Source organism: Xanthomonas sp. DAR 35659 (assembly GCF_041242975.1).
Classification (GTDB): Bacteria; Pseudomonadota; Gammaproteobacteria; order Xanthomonadales; family Xanthomonadaceae; genus Xanthomonas_A; species Xanthomonas_A medicagonis.
On sequence record NZ_CP162488.1, the window covers coordinates 1,035,701 to 1,051,615 of the forward strand.

At 61.9% G+C, this 15,915-nt stretch carries 15 protein-coding genes and 1 pseudogene; 11 read left to right on the forward strand and 5 right to left on the reverse strand.

Annotated elements, in window-relative coordinates; all coding sequences use genetic code 11:
• Positions 1-5: 5 nt before the first annotated feature.
• Positions 6-701: a VIT1/CCC1 transporter family protein gene (locus AB3X07_RS04435; protein WP_369943106.1), complete on the reverse strand. Its 696-nt coding sequence runs from the start codon at positions 699-701 to the stop codon at positions 6-8.
• A gap of 218 nt (positions 702-919) precedes the next feature.
• On the opposite strand from AB3X07_RS04435, the gene AB3X07_RS04440 reads away from it, so the two are divergent.
• Together AB3X07_RS04440 and AB3X07_RS04445 are read left to right on the forward strand one after the other, a co-directional pair.
• Positions 920-2,284 (forward strand): glutamate--cysteine ligase, encoded by a 1,365-nt coding sequence (locus tag AB3X07_RS04440; RefSeq protein ID WP_369943108.1) that lies wholly within the window; start codon positions 920-922, stop codon positions 2,282-2,284.
• Between the two features lie 85 nt (positions 2,285-2,369).
• Positions 2,370-2,597, forward strand: coding sequence for a DUF6429 family protein (locus tag AB3X07_RS04445; RefSeq protein ID WP_369943110.1), 228 nt, complete (start codon positions 2,370-2,372; stop codon positions 2,595-2,597).
• A gap of 215 nt (positions 2,598-2,812) precedes the next feature.
• Here the strand turns inward: AB3X07_RS04445 and AB3X07_RS04450 are convergent, their stop codons facing one another.
• Complete coding sequence (locus AB3X07_RS04450) at positions 2,813-3,169, reverse strand: hypothetical protein (protein ID WP_369943112.1); 357 nt, start codon at positions 3,167-3,169, stop codon at positions 2,813-2,815.
• 255 nt (positions 3,170-3,424) lie between these two features.
• Here AB3X07_RS04450 and AB3X07_RS04455 point away from each other — a divergent pair, with 255 nt between their 5' ends.
• The 3 genes from AB3X07_RS04455 (at position 3,425) to AB3X07_RS04465 (ending at position 5,135) form a co-directional block, all read left to right on the forward strand.
• Complete coding sequence (locus tag AB3X07_RS04455; protein WP_369943113.1) at positions 3,425-3,721, forward strand: hypothetical protein; 297 nt, start codon at positions 3,425-3,427, stop codon at positions 3,719-3,721.
• Positions 3,718-4,197 (forward strand): hypothetical protein, encoded by a 480-nt coding sequence (locus AB3X07_RS04460; RefSeq protein ID WP_369943115.1) that lies wholly within the window; start codon positions 3,718-3,720, stop codon positions 4,195-4,197. The genes AB3X07_RS04455 and AB3X07_RS04460 overlap by 4 nt, the downstream gene beginning before the upstream one ends.
• Positions 4,198-4,598: 401 nt before the next feature.
• Positions 4,599-5,135, forward strand: coding sequence for a hypothetical protein (locus AB3X07_RS04465; protein ID WP_369943117.1), 537 nt, complete (start codon positions 4,599-4,601; stop codon positions 5,133-5,135).
• A 465-nt stretch (positions 5,136-5,600) separates the two neighbouring features.
• Here AB3X07_RS04465 and AB3X07_RS04470 read toward each other — a convergent pair whose 3' ends face one another.
• Together AB3X07_RS04470 and AB3X07_RS04475 are read right to left on the reverse strand one after the other, a co-directional pair.
• Positions 5,601-7,097, reverse strand: coding sequence for an ATP-binding protein (locus AB3X07_RS04470; RefSeq protein ID WP_369943119.1), 1,497 nt, complete (start codon positions 7,095-7,097; stop codon positions 5,601-5,603).
• Positions 7,098-7,123: 26 nt separating this feature from the next.
• Positions 7,124-7,840, reverse strand: a complete 717-nt coding sequence (locus AB3X07_RS04475) for a response regulator (protein ID WP_369943121.1) — start codon at positions 7,838-7,840, stop codon at positions 7,124-7,126.
• A 643-nt stretch (positions 7,841-8,483) separates the two neighbouring features.
• Between AB3X07_RS04475 and AB3X07_RS04480 the strand changes: the two genes are divergently transcribed.
• The 3 genes from AB3X07_RS04480 to AB3X07_RS04490 all read left to right on the forward strand — a co-directional run bounded on the left by AB3X07_RS04480 (position 8,484) and on the right by AB3X07_RS04490 (position 10,210).
• The gene (locus tag AB3X07_RS04480; protein WP_369943123.1) at positions 8,484-8,825 is read left to right on the forward strand and encodes a plasmid mobilization protein; all 342 of its coding nucleotides are present in this window, start codon (positions 8,484-8,486) and stop codon (positions 8,823-8,825) included.
• Positions 8,826-9,011: 186 nt separating this feature from the next.
• On the forward strand, positions 9,012-9,455 hold the full coding sequence (locus AB3X07_RS04485) for a hypothetical protein (RefSeq protein WP_369943125.1): 444 nt from the start codon (positions 9,012-9,014) through the stop codon (positions 9,453-9,455).
• A complete protein-coding gene (locus AB3X07_RS04490) occupies positions 9,452-10,210 on the forward strand; it encodes a hypothetical protein (RefSeq protein ID WP_369943126.1) in 759 nt (252 codons plus the stop codon). Before AB3X07_RS04485 ends, AB3X07_RS04490 begins: the two co-directional genes overlap by 4 nt.
• Before the next feature lie 268 nt (positions 10,211-10,478).
• Here the strand turns inward: AB3X07_RS04490 and AB3X07_RS04495 are convergent, their stop codons facing one another.
• Positions 10,479-11,357, reverse strand: a complete 879-nt coding sequence (locus AB3X07_RS04495) for a hypothetical protein (RefSeq protein WP_369943128.1) — start codon at positions 11,355-11,357, stop codon at positions 10,479-10,481.
• A 605-nt stretch (positions 11,358-11,962) separates the two neighbouring features.
• On the opposite strand from AB3X07_RS04495, the gene AB3X07_RS04500 reads away from it, so the two are divergent.
• The 3 genes and pseudogenes from AB3X07_RS04500 to AB3X07_RS04510 form a co-directional block, all read left to right on the forward strand.
• On the forward strand, positions 11,963-14,401 hold the full coding sequence (locus AB3X07_RS04500) for a transposase family protein (RefSeq protein WP_369943129.1): 2,439 nt from the start codon (positions 11,963-11,965) through the stop codon (positions 14,399-14,401).
• Positions 14,401-15,468 carry an ATP-binding protein gene (locus tag AB3X07_RS04505; RefSeq protein WP_369943131.1) on the forward strand — a complete coding sequence of 356 codons (1,068 nt, stop codon included), beginning with the start codon at positions 14,401-14,403 and terminating at the stop codon, positions 15,466-15,468. Before AB3X07_RS04500 ends, AB3X07_RS04505 begins: the two co-directional genes overlap by 1 nt.
• A pseudogene (locus tag AB3X07_RS04510) lies at positions 15,437-15,841 on the forward strand (hypothetical protein); the annotation flags it as partial. The gene AB3X07_RS04505 and the pseudogene AB3X07_RS04510, both read left to right, overlap by 32 nt.
• Between the last annotated feature and the right edge of the window lie 74 nt (positions 15,842-15,915).

A 15,915-nucleotide genomic window follows, 5' to 3' on the forward strand; every position in this document is an offset into this window, starting at 1 on the left:
TCGGATCAGACCTGGACGCCGAATAGACGCCCGACCGCGCCGGTGGCGAGCATCGCCGCCGCACCCCAGAACACCACGCGCAGCGCGCCGCGCAGGCCGGGGGCGCCGCCGGCGCGCGCGGCCAGGGCGCCGGTCAGCGACAGCCCGAGCAGCGTCGCCGCCACGGTCACCCACACCTGACGCCCGGCCGGTGCCAGCAATGCGGCCAGGATCGGCAGTGCCGCGCCGCAGCAGAACGCGGCGGCCGATGCCAGCGCGGCCTGCAACGGCCGCGCGCGCAAGGTCTCGGTGATGCCGAGTTCGTCGCGCGCGTGCGCGCCCAACGCATCGTGCGCGGTCAACTGCTCGGCGACCTGGCGCGCCAGCGCCGCGTCCAGCCCGCGCTGGCGATAGATCGCGGTGAGTTCGTCCAGTTCGCTCTGCGGGTCCTCGCGCAGTTCGCGGCGCTCGATCGCCAGGTCGGCGCGCTCGGTGTCCACCTGCGACTGCACCGAGACGTACTCGCCGGCGGCCATCGACATCGCGCCCGCGACCAGGCCGGCCATGCCGGTCGCCAGCACCACCGCTGGCGCCGCGCCGCTGCTGGCCACGCCGACCACCAGCCCGGCCACCGACAGGATGCCGTCGTTGGCGCCAAGCACCGCGGCGCGGAGCCAGCCGGCGCGATCGGCGCGGTGCAGTTCGGAATGGGCGGGGCGCATCGGCGGCCTGCAGGGTGGGGACAGGCCTGCAGCCTAGCCCAGCGCGGCGCCGCCGGCGTTGCTGCGTCTCACTCTCGCGGCGTCGGGCGGGTGGATCCGTGGAATGCTGCAGCACCGCCGGTAGCGATGTGGGCCTGACGCCGGTCACGCTATAGTGCGGCCCTTGCGATGGCCGCGGGTTGTCCCCACATCGTCTCACCTTCCGTGCGAGCCTGCCCTTGTCGAGCCCCAGCCACGTTGCCGAGACGCCGATCACCGACCGCGACACGCTGGTCGAGGTGTTGGCCTCCGGAGAAAAGCCCGAAGCGCAGTGGCGCATCGGCACCGAACACGAAAAATTCGGCTTCCGCCTGGACGACCTGCGTCCGCCGGCCTTCGACGGCGAGCGCGGCATCGAGGCCCTGCTCAATGGCCTGACCCGCTTCGGCTGGGAGCCGGTGCGCGAGGGCGGGCGCACCATCGCGCTGCTGCGCGACGGTGCCTCGGTGACGCTGGAGCCGGCCGGCCAGTTGGAACTGTCGGGCGCGCCGCTTGAAACCATCCACGACACCTGCGTGGAAGTGGGCAGCCACCTCAACGAGGTCAAGCAGGTCGCCGACGAGTTGCAGCTCGGCTTCCTCGGCATGGGCTTCCAGCCCAAGTGGCGCCGCGACGAGATGCCGTGGATGCCCAAGGGCCGCTACCAGATCATGAAGCGCTACATGCCCAAGGTCGGCAAGCTCGGCCTGGACATGATGACCCGCACCTGCACCGTCCAGGTCAACCTGGATTACGCCAGCGAAGCGGACATGATCAAGAAGTTCCGCGTCTCGCTGGCCTTGCAGCCGATCGCCACCGCGCTGTTCGCCGACTCGCCGTTCGCCGAGGGGAAGCCCAACGGCTATCTGAGCTACCGCTCGCACATCTGGACCGACACCGACGCCGACCGTACCGGCATGCTCGATTTCGTGTTCGAGGACGGCTTCGGCTACGAGCGCTACGTCGACTACCTGCTCGACGTGCCGATGTACTTCTCCTACCGCGACGGCACCTACGTCGACGCCAGCGGGCAGAGCTTCCGCGATTTCCTGCAGGGCAAGCTGCCGGCCTTGCCGGGCGTGCTGCCGACGCTGCGCGACTGGTCCGACCACATGACCACCGCGTTCCCGGAAGTGCGGCTGAAGAAGTACCTGGAAATGCGCGGCGCCGACGCCGGCCCGTGGGGCCGGCTGTGCGCGCTGTCGGCGTACTGGGTCGGCCTGCTGTACGACGATGCGGCGCTGGACGCGGCCTGGGACCTGGTCAAGGATTTCAGCCTGGCCGAACGCCATGCGCTGCGCGATGGCGTGCCGCAGCGGGCGCTGAAATTGCCGTTCCGTGGCGGCACCGTGCAGGATCTGGCCTCGGAGTCGGTGAAGATCGCGCTGGACGGCCTGCGCCGCCGCGCGCGCCTGAACCGCGACGGACAGGACGAGTCGCGCTTCCTGGAGCCGTTGGTGGACATCCTGCATGCCGGCGAGACCGCGGCCGAGCGCAAGCTGGCGCTGTTCCATGGGGAATGGCAGGGCGACATCGATCGCGTGTTTCGCGAGTTCGCCTACTGAGCGGGGTCGCTGTTCCGGTTGTCCATCCCGCGATCGGCCGAATTCGCCATGCGCCCTGGGTTTTCGTGATGCGAGGTGAAAGACAGTGGAGTACGACGACAAGAAGATCTCGGAAATGGTCCTGGCCCTTCTGGGTGTGTTCGAGTTCGAACACGGCAGGGTCTGGAAGCGGATCGATTTCGCGGTCATGGACGAGTTGTTCGAGAAGGGCTACATCACCGATCCCAAGCGCAGATCCGAGTCGGTCTACCTGACCGAGGAGGGGTTGCGTTTGGCCAAGGAGCTGGCCGAAAAGCATTTCGGGCGCGGCTGACGGCGGAAGGAAGTGCCGGCGTGGTGCGAAGACGGCATGGTGGCGAGCCGCCAGGACGCTGGAATCAGAAGGGTCTCCGGCGGGGAGTTGCAAGGGGCATGCATCGCGCCAGGTCGGCTTTCGTCACTGCGATAGCGCGACGGTGCAAGCGCCGGCACTGCCTTCAACACGCATGAGCCTGAGCCAAACTGCGTCCCGAGGGATTTCGACCAGAACTATTTGCCCGCGCTATCGGACTGGGGCAAGGTCTGTGGCAGGAAAAAGCAAGGGGTGGGGCCGCTGTGGGACAGTCGCGTGAAGGCAAGAAGTCCAAGGATTCCCATCGTGATCACGATCACCAAGCCGATCTTGCGATTCCCTTTGGCGATTGCCGGCGAGGACGTGACTTTACGGTTTGCCTGTCTGGTCAATGCGTCGAGCTCTCGCGCGGCTCTGTCCCAGTCGTCCGGATGAACGAGGACTTGGTGCACTTCATCGGCATCGTTTATCTGGATTTTGTAAAAACGGGCGTTTGTCTCGTAGCGGATTCGGGAGTCCGTCAGCGTCCATTTGAGCGACGAGGACAAGTTCATGTCCGTGCCTGAATAAAGAATTTCCATGTGGGTCAGGTGCTCGAATAGGTCGCAGGGCGTAGCAGTGCGGGTGAGTAGACTATAGCTGCGGGAGTGCGGCGTTTCCGTGGCGGGCTCCCCCGTACTTCTGGCTGGGTCGCGTTTTGCCATAGTGTATGTAGATCAATCGCATGATGATCCGGTCATGGCGGTCACATACCCGTCTATCAGTCTCGTGTACTTCATTTGGATCACTCTCGTATTGGCGGCGACCTCATGTCGAATATTGACCTGTCGAAGGAGCGGCAACTCATCGCGGTGCTTGGCAACGCCGCCAGCTACAACGACAAGGGCAGCCAGTGGTGCGGCCATTCGCCCACCAAGGTCGAGGAAATGCGGCAGGGCTTCCATCGCGACCAACTCGCCTTGGCGCAGGACATCGGTGTGGAGCGGTTGGGCATGGAGCTGCGAACGGCGATCGAGAGCGGTGCGGCATGCCGCGATGGTTCCGGGCGCTACGCGTTGCTTGCCGAGCGGATATTTGGCAGTGATCAGGGAGTCGATGGTCCATGAAGACGGCGCCCGTGTTTGAAATATACCCGTTGCAAGGCGTCGGCCCATTGCGTCTTGGCAGCGTCCGCGCCGACGCGAGGCAGGCGCTCTCGGCGTTGGGCTTTCCATTGGAGAGCTCGCACGGCGACTCGGACTATTTCTGCGACGCATCGATTCAGCTCGAATGCGATCCCCATGGGCGGGTCTGGTTCATTGGGATCTCCGACAGCGAGCGCTTTGTCGCCCAGTTCCAGGGAGCGGATGTCTTTGTTCTGTCGGCGCAGGATCTGTTTTCGTTGGTGGCGGCGTCCGATCACTCCGGGCCGCACCGCTACGTCGACACCGAGTACTGCTTTCCGAACCAGATCGTCACCTTGTGGGATGCGGATGCGCAGTACGACCGCCGCGGCAATGCATCTCGTCCGGTCTGGGCTCAGGTAGGCGTCGGCAATGCGTCCTACGCGGCCGCGGTAGCGGCGATTCGGAATCGGGAGTAAGGCTTGTCGCTATATGTAGCTTGCCGCGCGCCTGTTCGGAATCAGCGATGCAGGCGCGGAGATTCCCTGAGCACTGCGCTCGTTCTGCAATCGTGTTCGCTTCAGGCCATTACTTCAGCGTGTCCGGAGCGCACTGGCGGGCGTTAGTCGAGCGTTCGTGATGTATGGCGAACATGGTGCCAGGCGACGTCGTGGCGCTTCATCGAAGCAACGCGCATGCTTGGCGCCCCGCCGACGTCGGTTCGTTCGGATAACCGCGATCGGTCGATCTGCCGCATTCGCGTGGCACAATGTGGCTGGGGTGTCTCGTGCCTTGAATCTCGAACGCTGGCTGTGCCTGAGTGGCGCATGCGGGGAGATGGGGGCGCCATCATCAGGAACTTTGTCTTCAGGGGGGAGTTATGCGTCAGATGCCGCCGCAAGCCAGTTTCGTCACCGTCTTGGCCTGGATATTCATCGGCCTGTCCAGTATCGGGACACTGACGGGCATCCTGCAGGTCATCGCCTTTTTCACGGTAGTCGATCAGGCGCAGATTGGCGATGGGCTGCGCGAGTTTTTTCCCAATATGCCATCGGCGCTTGTCTTCCTCTTTTCCAACTTCAAGTGGCTGTTTCTCGGGGGGCTTTTCTTCTCCGCATTGACCCTTGCGAGTTCGATCGGCCTTTTGAAGCGGCTCGAATGGGCGCGCTGGTGCTTCATCGGCCTCATGCTGCTGACGATCGCCTGGAACATGGGGATGGCGGTTGTGCAACTGCAGGTAGTCTCCTTCGCTCAGCAGATCATGCAGGCGCAGGGGGCTGCAGATACGCGGCCGATGGTATGGGCGCTGATCATCATCTGCATGTTCTTTGTCGCTGCCTTCATTGCGTTGCATGGCTGGATCATCAAGCGGTTGCTCGCACGATCCGTGGCCGCTGAGTTTCGGCGAATTTCCTGATGGGGCGCGGGCAACCGCACGCTGCCGATGCGTTACGCCTTCGCGGTTCGCAGGGGAGCTTTGCTCGGGCGAGGGACGGTGCTCGATCACGCGCAAGGATCGGTTCGAATCGAAATCGGGTGGGGCCGGGCGGTTACGCTAATGGTGGGCGATCCGTATGGCAGCAACATGGTTTTTGTTGTCTGCATTGCGTTCATCCCGTGTTGGGAGTCGCACTAAGAAATCAGCGGGCCCATGACAGGCGCCATCCCATTGCTTGCCGTGGTTGCAATGCTCGTGATTTCCTGGAGGTCCAGGCGAGTAGGACAGAAGTCTACATAGGTGATGTAGACGATCCAGGCCCCCACAGTCCCGGTTTTGGTGGCGCCTAGCAGCGTTTGTTGGGGCCGCGGCTATGCGCGGGTCTTGCAGTTCGGATGCCTGGCGCCGATTGAGCCGTGCGGCCCGAGCCGGCGCAGCGCCGGCTCAGGCGCTGGCCGCCTGGCACGGCAACTCCACGCACACCCGCAATCCGCCTTCGGGACGGTTGGTCAGGGTGATCTCGCCGCCGTGGGCCAGCACGATGCTGTGCGCCACCGACAGGCCCAGGCCGATGCCGCCGGTGTCGCGGTTGCGCGAGGTCTCGCCGCGGAAGAACGGCAGGAACAGCTTCTCGTGCTGGGTCGGATCGATGCCGGGGCCGTCGTCGTCGATCCACAGCACGCAGTCGCTGCCGTTGCGCTGCAACTGCAGCCGCGCGCGCTTGCCGTACTTGAGCGCGTTCTCGAGCAGGTTCATCACCATGCGCCGCAAGGACAGCGGGTCGCCGTCCAGGGTGATGGCCTGGCCGGCGACGATGCTCACCTCGGCGCCCGTGTCGCTGGCATCGTCGACCACACTCTCCACCAGCAGGCGGAAATCCAGCGGCGCACGGGTGCCCTTGCGGCTGTCGTTGTGGATGAAGTCCAGCGCCGCGGAGATCATCGCCTTCATCTCGTCGATGTCGGCGAGGGTCTTGTCGCGCAGCGGCGGCTGCAGGCCTTCCAGGCGGAACGCGAGGCGCGCCAGCGGCGTGCGCAGGTCGTGGGCGATCGCCGCGACCATGTGCGTGCGCTCGTTGACCAGGCGGTTCAGGCGCGCCTGCATGGCGTTGAACGAATCGGCGGCCTGCACGAGTTCGCTGGGGCCGCTGCGCTGCAGCGGCTGTGCGTCCGGGTTGCGGCCGAGGCGGTCGGCCGCTTCGGCGAAGCGCTTGATCGGCGCGGCGAGTGCGCGCGAGAACCACCATGCCAGTGGCAACATCGCCAGCAGGCCGCCGACGAACAGCAGGGCGACCTGGGTCTTGAACGCGGCGGAAAAACGCCGCGGCGGCGAGACCACGCTGCGCCAGCGGCCATCGGCCTGGCGCAGCGCGGCGGTGAAGCCGCCCAGCAGCGGCGACGCCGGCGCCAGGCCGCGTTCGCGCCAGCGCGGAGCGGTGGCATGCATGGCTGCTGCGGCGGTGGATGCAGGCACGTGCTGCGCGGGGGGCGGCCCGATGGCCTCGTCGAACGGTGCGTGCGGCGAGGCACCATCCTCCTCTGGTGGCGGCGCCGCGTTGTGCGGGCCGGCTTCCATGCCGGGCGATCCGGTGGGCGACGGACGCGACTCGTCTTCCGCGAACTGCGGGCTGCGCAGCTTTTCGTCGCTGCTGCGGTAGAAGCGCACGTGCTCGGGCGCCACGTCCAGCCAGTTGGTCAGCATGCGCTCTGCGAAATGGTCGCGGACCTGCCCCGGCGCCGGCAGCGGCGCGTGCGCCGAGTCGTGCACCTTCAGCGTCTGCGTGCCGGCGGGCATCTTGGTGGTCAGCAACGCGATCACTTCCGGCGGATGCACCGGCATCTCGTAGATCGGCGTGCGCAGCACCAGCAGCGCGATGCCGATCAACTGCGCGGTCAGCAACGCCGCCAGCAGCAGCAGGAACGTGCGGGCGAAGATCGACATGCCGTGGCGGCTCCGCCTGGGCGCGCTCACAGCCGGGCGACGCTCGGCAGCAGCATGTAGCCCTCGTTGCGCACGGTGCGGATCAGTTCGGTCTGCACGCGCTCGTTGATCTTGCGCCGCAGGCGGCTGATCTGGCTGTCGATGGCGCGATCGTAGACCTCGGTGTCGCGGCCGCGCGCGTAGTCGAGCAACTGGTCGCGGCTGAGCACGCGCTGCGGATGCTCGACGAAGGTGCGCAGCAGGGCGAATTCGCCGTCGGAGAGGTTGATGAAGATGCCGGTGGGATCGCGCAGGTCGCGGCGGATCACGTCCAGCCGCCAGCCGGCGAACTCGTAGACGTTGCCGCGCGCCTCCGGCGGCAGCGTCGCCGCCTGGCTGCGGCGCAGCAGGGCGCGCACCCGCGCCAGCAGCTCGCGCGGATTGCACGGCTTGGCCAGGTAGTCGTCGGCGCCCACTTCCAGGCCGATGATGCGGTCGGTGTCGCTGCCCAGCGCGCTGAGCATGATCACCGCCGGCGCGCCGCGTTCGCTGGCCAGTTGCCGTGCCGCGCTGAGCCCGTCCTCGCCCGGCATCATCACGTCCAGGATCACCAAGTCCGGCTGGCGGAGCGCCATCAGCCGGCGCATGTCGGCGACGTTCTCCGCCGCGTCCACCTGGTAGCCGTGCTCCTGCAGGAATTCGCTGATCAGCCGGCGCAGATCGGGGTCGTCGTCGACCACCAGAATGAAGGATTGCATATCCATGATCTTGAAAGGCGGCCGCTCGGGATTCAGCCAGTCTAGACGCGGCCGCTGCCGCCTGGAACTGGTGCGGGCCGGCCATCGCCATGGGCGGGCGCGTGATCGCCGGGCCATGGTAGGCGGTGGTGGCGGCGGCCTCATGGCGAGAGTGTGTCGGTGGATGACACGCGTTGACACATGAAGCCTGCCGGTGAGTCGGACGGCGCCGCGGCGCCGGTGGCGTGCGGGTTCGGCGGCAGGCGGGCCGGCGCATGGCGGGCCTTGCATCGGGTCCACCGGCCCGCGTTTGGCGCCTCTCGCGCGATCCGGGATGGTGATCGCATGGCCATAGTGCGTGCGGCCTAAGGGTCAAAGTGCGTGCGCCTGGTGGCCCAATGGCGCGTGTAGCACGGGTGCTGCACGCGCCATAGTTTGTACAAGTTCTTTCCAATCATGTGCTTAGGCCGCTATTTCGTAGGGCCGCAGCGCAGGTTGTGAGCCATAGTCTGTACAGAAGCGCGCAGCCGGCTTGTCGCGATCACACGCAGATCCGGCGCCTTCGCCAATCGGCCCCGTAGCTTTTCCTACTGCGCTGAATTCGGCCCAGGGCAACGCAAGATTCAGCTGATAGCATCCGCATGACGATGGGCGCTAGGTGCAAGATGACATGCGTAAGCTCAATGCCAGCCTGACATTTCGCTTGGACGCCGAGCAAAAGGCTCTCTTGGTCGCGGAAGCGAAGGAATCGGGCTTATCCGTGAGTGAGCTGACAAGAAGCTGGCTCAGCGACCAAGTGCAATTGGCTAAGGCTCTCCCATCGATCGCGGAAGAGGTTGGCGAGATGATGCGCATTGTGGACGCCAACCGTGCGATCGTCGCCCGCTACCGAAACGAGTCACTGGCAGAGTTGTCCTCTTCCATCCACGGTTCGCAACTGGAAGAAGGGGTGAAAGAGGAATACGACGGTGATCGCGATGACGCGAAACGAGGCCCTCGTTCACGTCATTGACTTCGATTTGGTGAAGTGTCACTGAAATCGGATCACAAAATCCATCGCGGCAAGCATAGACATTAATCTGGAATCTACTGCCTGAAACGCCAGGCCGCTCTCAGCAGACCACTCAGCATCACCGCTAAAATCACGGACTGATCGCAAGACCTTGGCATTGCGCCAATCCCCAGAAGGAGTTGCCTCATGCTCACGATTCATCGCCTCATCCTCGTGGCGCTGCCGCTGTGCCTCCTGGCCTCGCAGGCCTACGCCGAGAATGCCGCCACCTACCTTGTGCACATGAAAGTATTCAGCGCGGAAAAGCTGGTCGAGCAGACTACTGTAACGCTGAAAGAGCGCCAGATGCACCACTGGACCGGCGGCCATGATGGTGTGAATTTCGACGTCACCCTTACGCTGGCCGAATTTAATGTGCGCGAAGCGCTTTACCGGGAGTCCGTCAAAGTCACGCGCGCGGTCAAGCCCGGTACCGATGACATTTGCTCAAACGGTCAGGGAAGCGGTCGAGTCGTCTATGGCACCGAAAGCAGGCTGTTCAATGTCACCAACACTGGCGACAGGCGCGCGGCGATCCCAGCTGGTTGCGCCTTGGTCGTGACTGTTAGTCGCATGGACGCAAATTTGTGAACCGCCCGATTCAGGATGATACGCGAAGGAAGCCTGTGGTTGCTGCGAATGGAATTGGGAGATTATTGCGCGAAATGACACCGATACTCCGAGGCGTTGCCGAGGCTCTTGCGCCCGTCCAGATGCTTGGTAAATCCTCGAAGCTACCGGGAGATCAATTCGCCAAGCAACAAATGCTTCTTAAGGAACGAATGGGCGTCCTAGTGCATCGAGGCTGGTTCGTTGATCCTGAGATGCCGCTCTCTGTCGTGCGGCTCATGACCAAGGCCTTCGAGTGTGACGAGGCGGGAGATGCAGAGAAGTGGTTTGTTGACTATTACATCAGCCGGGGCTGTAGCATTATTCAAAAGGTGTGTGAGAAATTCCCAGAACGCAGTGAAATAATTGCTGATGCTTTTGCCGCCCACAACGAGGGCCGCTTCTCGCTAAGTGTGCCTGTTTTTCTTGCGCAAGCGGACGGCATTGCCGACGATTGCTACCGCGGTCGCCAGATCTACTCCAGGCGTAAAAGCAAGGGCGTTTGCGGCTTGGCGTCATCAGCGCAGGAGGGCAGTGCAGAGTGGACTTTCCTGTCTGTCTATGCAGAGAACAGTCCACTTGTGAAGGATACGAAAGACCTGTGCCCAGGCTTCAACGGCTTGAACCGACATGGGGTTCTTCATGGGACTGATAAGCGCTATGGAACACAAATAAATAGTCTGAGAGCTCTGTCGGTACTGGCTTATGCGGCGTTTGCGCTGAAATCTGAGAAATAGCGAACTTAAATACCTGCCCCGCTGCAGCCCAGCGGCTCGGACTACATAGTGGACTCTATGTATAACTGCGGGAGGATGCGACGCGCTGAATTCGATCCCTTAGCGCTGCTGTAGGCCGGTGTTGCCATCCACCTCGACTGCGACCAAATGTGACCAGCTTGCGGTCGCTATGAAAAATCACAAAGCTGCTCTGCGCCTGCTTGATCAGGATAAGACCACTTGTGGGCGCTGGAGCTGCGTCTGGGCGTGAGCTCCCACTGTTCGTGTGCTAGGCGAGCGACGGAATTATGGGCGACTGTCGGCTGTGACAACGTACAAGTCTGTAGTGGATGTAGGGAGCATCTGGTTCAGGAACAGGATCGCCGCGCTTCGCCCTGTTGATCCTCTCGACTCTGGACGGCTCGTATACCGGTGAAGCTATCTGCTGATAGATGACGTTCTCATTTAGCCTGATAGGCCAGCAAGCGTCAGGTAGAAATCGCAGTAGGTATTTCGTCTGATGTATCACTGCGGCTGCGTGGGGTTTTACCGCCGGATGCCTGCACAGTCCTGGTAGGGCGCTGATCATGTACAGGGCGGCAAACCATTGAGCGTCGGTGTCCCGCTCCAAGGCCCTCGCGCGATAGGTTTCGACCAACGCAAAGAAGCCCATTGGGTCGCCGCGTTCGTAGAGTCGCTCACTATCTTGGTAGGAAATCAGGCCCTTGGATCGCGGGCGATCGCTCAGGGGATCGTCTGGGAATGCGTAGGTGGGAAAAGCTGGCCCTTTCGTCAAGAAGGGTGCGATCAGCTCTTCAAGGCGCCGCGTCTGGATCGTGGTCGGCGACAGAAGTCCCATTGGCCATGCCATGACCGGAGCTAGACCAGGATGGATCATCTTTAGCTGCTCGCGCCTGGAGGCGGACAGTGTGAGCTTTCCTTCGCGAAGGCGCACGATCTCATCCTGGCGGAGGCCAAGGCTGTCCACCCGCTTGGAGCGATTCAGGCTGTGGCGATCGCTGATCGCGTTCTCGCCTCCCTCAAGTATTGACCAGACTTCCCAGACGATCCGCGCGTGAAGAATTTCGATCCGACTCTTCGCAGGACGTCCACCCGAACCAGAAGGCTTGCGGCCTACGTATGCATCTGCGTCGTGAAGAAATCCCATGTGAAGACCTCCAGAGAAACTGCAGAAAAATGGCGGGTTTCGATGGCTGAAAATTTCTCAGGACAGCGCTACGTTCGCAAGTGAACCGGACGCTACTTGGAGCTGGGATGGGCGAACCACTAGATCCTGTCGAAGGGGTATCAGATGTTTGGCTGGCCCAGACCTATGGTGCGCTCATTCAGGCCCGAGATGTCGCGAAGCTGCTTGGCTTCAACTCCCCAGCGGCGCTGAGACGCGCGAACGCGACTGGTCGACTCCCAGTACGGCTATTCAAGAGGCCTGGGCGCAGAGGGTTGTTCGCCTACGCGGGCGATGTCGGCCTGTACCTTCGTGCATCGGTTGCAAGTAGAGATGATCGAGAGGAGGAGTCTTCTATGACCTAGTCCAGCCAATTAGAAGTATCCAGGGGCCGGAAAGGCAAAAGCCCGCGAGTTGGCGCTCGCGGGCTTTCGTAATCGAAAACGACTTTTGCAGGGCCGTTGTCGATACTTTCCCGCTCTCCAAACCCATTGTCAAGCCCTGTTTGGGCCTGGCACGGGCGGCTATCGACTGGGCAACCCAGCTTAGGGAACGCCCCATGGCCGTCCTTACCCGGAGGAGCAACAATGTCGACGGAGTCCGCTTCTGGCGGTCCTTCAAAGGAGGACCGTGAGTTGGTGTATGCCAAGCTCAATTTGGCCGAAAGCTCGATCGATCGCATCGAGCAGATGATCAGGGAGAGTGGGCAACGCAAGGTTGGGAAGGGGGCGCTGAGAAGCGTCAAGACGCATCACTACTCGCTTAAGAGCTCAAGCGTTCAAGTGCTTGAGAGCAGTACATGCGAAGAATTGTTCGCGCTCGAGCTTGAACTCAATCCTTCGGTGGTCGGGTACTACGTCCAAGTCCCATGCCGGCAAGTGCAACGATTGACCGCCATGGGGCGTAAGCACGTCTCGACCGCTCACGTCGACTTCATGGTGTTCTATCGGGATTTGGCTGAGCTTGTTGAGTGCAAGACTGAGAGTTGGCTTGAGAAACGCGCGCCGGGGGAGAGGGATTGGATCCATGCCGATGATGGCTGGGCGTGCGGACCCATACGGGATTGGGCCGCCCAGCTCGGGATTCCGTACAGGGTCTGGGCTTCGCCGAGTGCTGTTGGCGTCTATCGCCAAAACATGGACGCGATGTACGCAATGTTGGCAGTCGCCATCACTGAGCGGGAAGAGGCGCTGGCGAAGCGGTCGCTCGCGCTCCTGCAGCGTCGTCCATATTCGATCGCCGAGCTAATCGAGATGGTCCCCGGATTCTCGACACGCCTGTCGCTGTGGCTACTGGCGCGGAGGTGGGTTTACGGACCCATCAAGAGCCGGCAAATAGCTGTCGAAGAACGGTTCCACCTCTGTCTTGATCCTGTTCAGGCGGAAAGTATCGATACCAGGGCGAAGGCCGATCAAGAGCTAACGTACGCAGGGCTAGATGTTACGGATCCTGTGTTGTGCGCCTCACTGACTGACGTAACCAAGGCGAAAGAGCGCCTACGCCGGATTGAGGCACTTCAGGGGGAAGGCAAGCCGCTGCCGCGGCGACTCGAGGAGCTGCATCGCAAGGTGTGTCAGGCGAAGGATTCAGGCTGCTCTGCGTTGTCCGCATGCATCACAAACTACAGCGGATCGGGGAACCGGACGTCGAGATTGCTTCCTGAGCAGGAGGAGGCAATCGAGACGGTGATTGCTCGCTATTGGCACTCAGGGAAAGCGAAGTTCAAGCAGGATGTGATCTACGAATACGAACGTGAGTGCAAGCGCCGGGGTGTGGCTACAACCGGAGAGTCCAGGTTGCGTCGGAGATTGATGCAGGTAGGTGAAGCACGTCGAGCGTTGAACACTGGCGGCCTCCGAGGCTATCAAGCTATACGTCAGCGTACAGACCCACGATACAGAACGCTCCCGCCTGTGGGCTATGGCCACACCCTTCACGTTGACTCTTCTGACTTTGACCTGAGGATCTTAAGCATCCCGGGGATGATGGGAGAGTCAGAAGAGGAATCACGCCTCGTAAAAGTCAAGTTTTACGTTGGAATCGACGGCGCGACGAAGGATCCAATGGCGCACTCGCTAATCTTCGGCTCCGCGCGTTCCGATGGGCTCGCGTTGCTGATCCGTGAGTACGTCAAGCGTCACAAGATGCTGCCTCGCGTGATTCATCTTGACAGGGGGCCGGAGAACACAGCGAGATGGATCACTGGCTTCTGTGAGGAGAGAGGCATCACGCTGCGCTACTCGCCGACGGCGGGGAGTGCATGGAACTCACTGGCGGAGACTGCGATCAAGCAGGTGAATAGCCAAGTGGCGCACCGCTTGCCCGGAAGTACCGAGCCAGACCAGAAGGGACGGAAGGTCGATGGTTGCTTCAAAAGCCACCGAACGGCCACCCTGGATCTTGAGCGCGTAATGCGGGAGTTCGCCGAGTTCTTCTACGAGCATCTGCCAATGATTCCTGACGCCGAAGGCAGGACGCCTGTAGAGCGAAAGATGGAAGTGCTAGGGAGCCTGGGATTCCAGGGCGCAAGTTGCCAATACGACGATGACTTTCGCATCCAGACATCAATTCAGTTCGAAACCAGGGGAGGTGCAGACAAGCGCCGAGGATTGCGAACATCCGAAGGGTGGTTCTGCAGTGACGAACTTCTTGAGAAGTTGCGCTCCTACCGTCACGTGCAAGTACGAAGCGATTGTGCTGATCCATCTCTCCTTTATGTGCTGTTTCCTCATGGTCAGTGGGTAACCGCGTTTCATAGTCGGGTTCAGCAGTTTGCGCAAATGACCGAGGCGCAGCGACTTGCGGAGCTGCTCTTGGCGCCCTACAGGCGTAGTCAAGGTAGGAGAAAAAAAGAAAAAATTGCAGGGCGCCGGCATGCGAAGCGGGTGAACGATGAGGCAAATATCGCCACGGTAAGATCCGAGGCGATTGCGACGCCGGATGTGCCAGAGGCGCCAGTTGGTCGGCATGGTGCCATTGAGCTTGATGTCATCGGGGATGCCTTCGAAGAAGGAGAGGAACTCTGATGCGCCTGATCAAGCATCCAGCCTATGAGAGTCCGAGAGCACAGCTGCAACGAGAGCTGGAGAATCACCGCCCTGGCCATATGGTCTTCATCATTGGACCTTCTGGGGTGGGGAAGACCACGATGCGCCGCTCGGTGATGCAGGGAATGTTCGGTCATCCAACCCAATGGGGGCGTGGAATGACGCCTGTCGTCGAGGTGTTCGCCACGTACGCCAAGAATGCGTACTTCAGCTCGCTTGATTTCGCCAAGCACCTGCTTGACGAGCTTCATGCGCCGAGCCTTAACTGGCTCCTGAGTAGTTCGATGCCGGCTGATGAAGTTGCAGCGATACGCAGGGAGCTGGAGCATTGCGAGAAGGTTTGGACTGAGCTAAGGCCCAAGCGAGGGACCGAAGGAGACTATTGGCGCTGGTTCCAGCGCGGACTTGGAGCGCGTGGCTGCAAGTACGTCTCCATCGACCAGGCGACCGTTCTTCTGGTGAATCACCGCAACAAGTCTCCGGCTGATCACACGCTTCATCTGATGTCCCTGGCCGAGGCGTCGGGCGTGATGTTCATCATGACCGGAGTCCACCAGGCCTCAGACCTCTGGGCGGTTCACCATGAGTTGAGGCGTCGGGTAGCCGTGGTCTGGGTACCCCCTTACGGCGAGAAGAGAGTGAGTGATGTGGAGAACTTCCGCCGGCTATTGAAGTCAATGGAGAACAGATACCCGTGCTCAAAGTCCGGCCTGCTGAACGGAATGGCTTTCGATGTCATGTATGCCACTGGCGGCGTATTCGCAGAAGTCTGTCAGCTATTGGAGCGTGCCAACGGTAAAGCCCAGTCGGATGGGGGCGGCAAGATCCTGAAACGGCACATTGAGGATTCCTACCTGTCCAACCGAGATCTGGAAGTGCTGTGGGGCGGTATTCGCGCGTTCGAAGCGGCTATGCGGCCGGGTGATGTGTCAAAAGGGGCAGCGGCGATCCGGGAGCGCTGGGCGGCTCAGCACACGATGTCGGTCTCGAGCGAGGTGTCCCAGGGAGCGGTAGATGGGCAGGGTCCAAGTGGGCAAAGCGTCTAGTGCTGCCGATTTCAGGTGGAGCGTCCTACCTCCTCTGACACTCAGAGGGGTAGGAACGTCCTTGGTCGAGTCTGCCGAACACTATGCGGCGCGTTTGGTCTGGACGGCGGGCACAAGCCTGAAGCAGTTGTGCACCCTATCGCCGCCTTACAGGGAGAATTCGTCCGGAAAGATTGGTGGCCTCAACCGTTTCTGTGGGCCAGGTGACGTCTACCGGGAACGGGTCCGGAATCTCGAGCACCTAACAGGAGTGGAGACCATTCGATGCGGGACGCTTATGGTGCTTGAGCCGGTCCTGTGGCCTTGGGCGTTGTGGTCAAAAAGCCGGGGGTGGTGCCCCGAATGCTACGCACAGTGGGATGACGACACGTCCTGGGAGCCATTGATCTGGCAGCAGTCGCTTCTTCAATGCTGTCCAGTCCATGCGTGTCGTATTGCGTGTGAGTG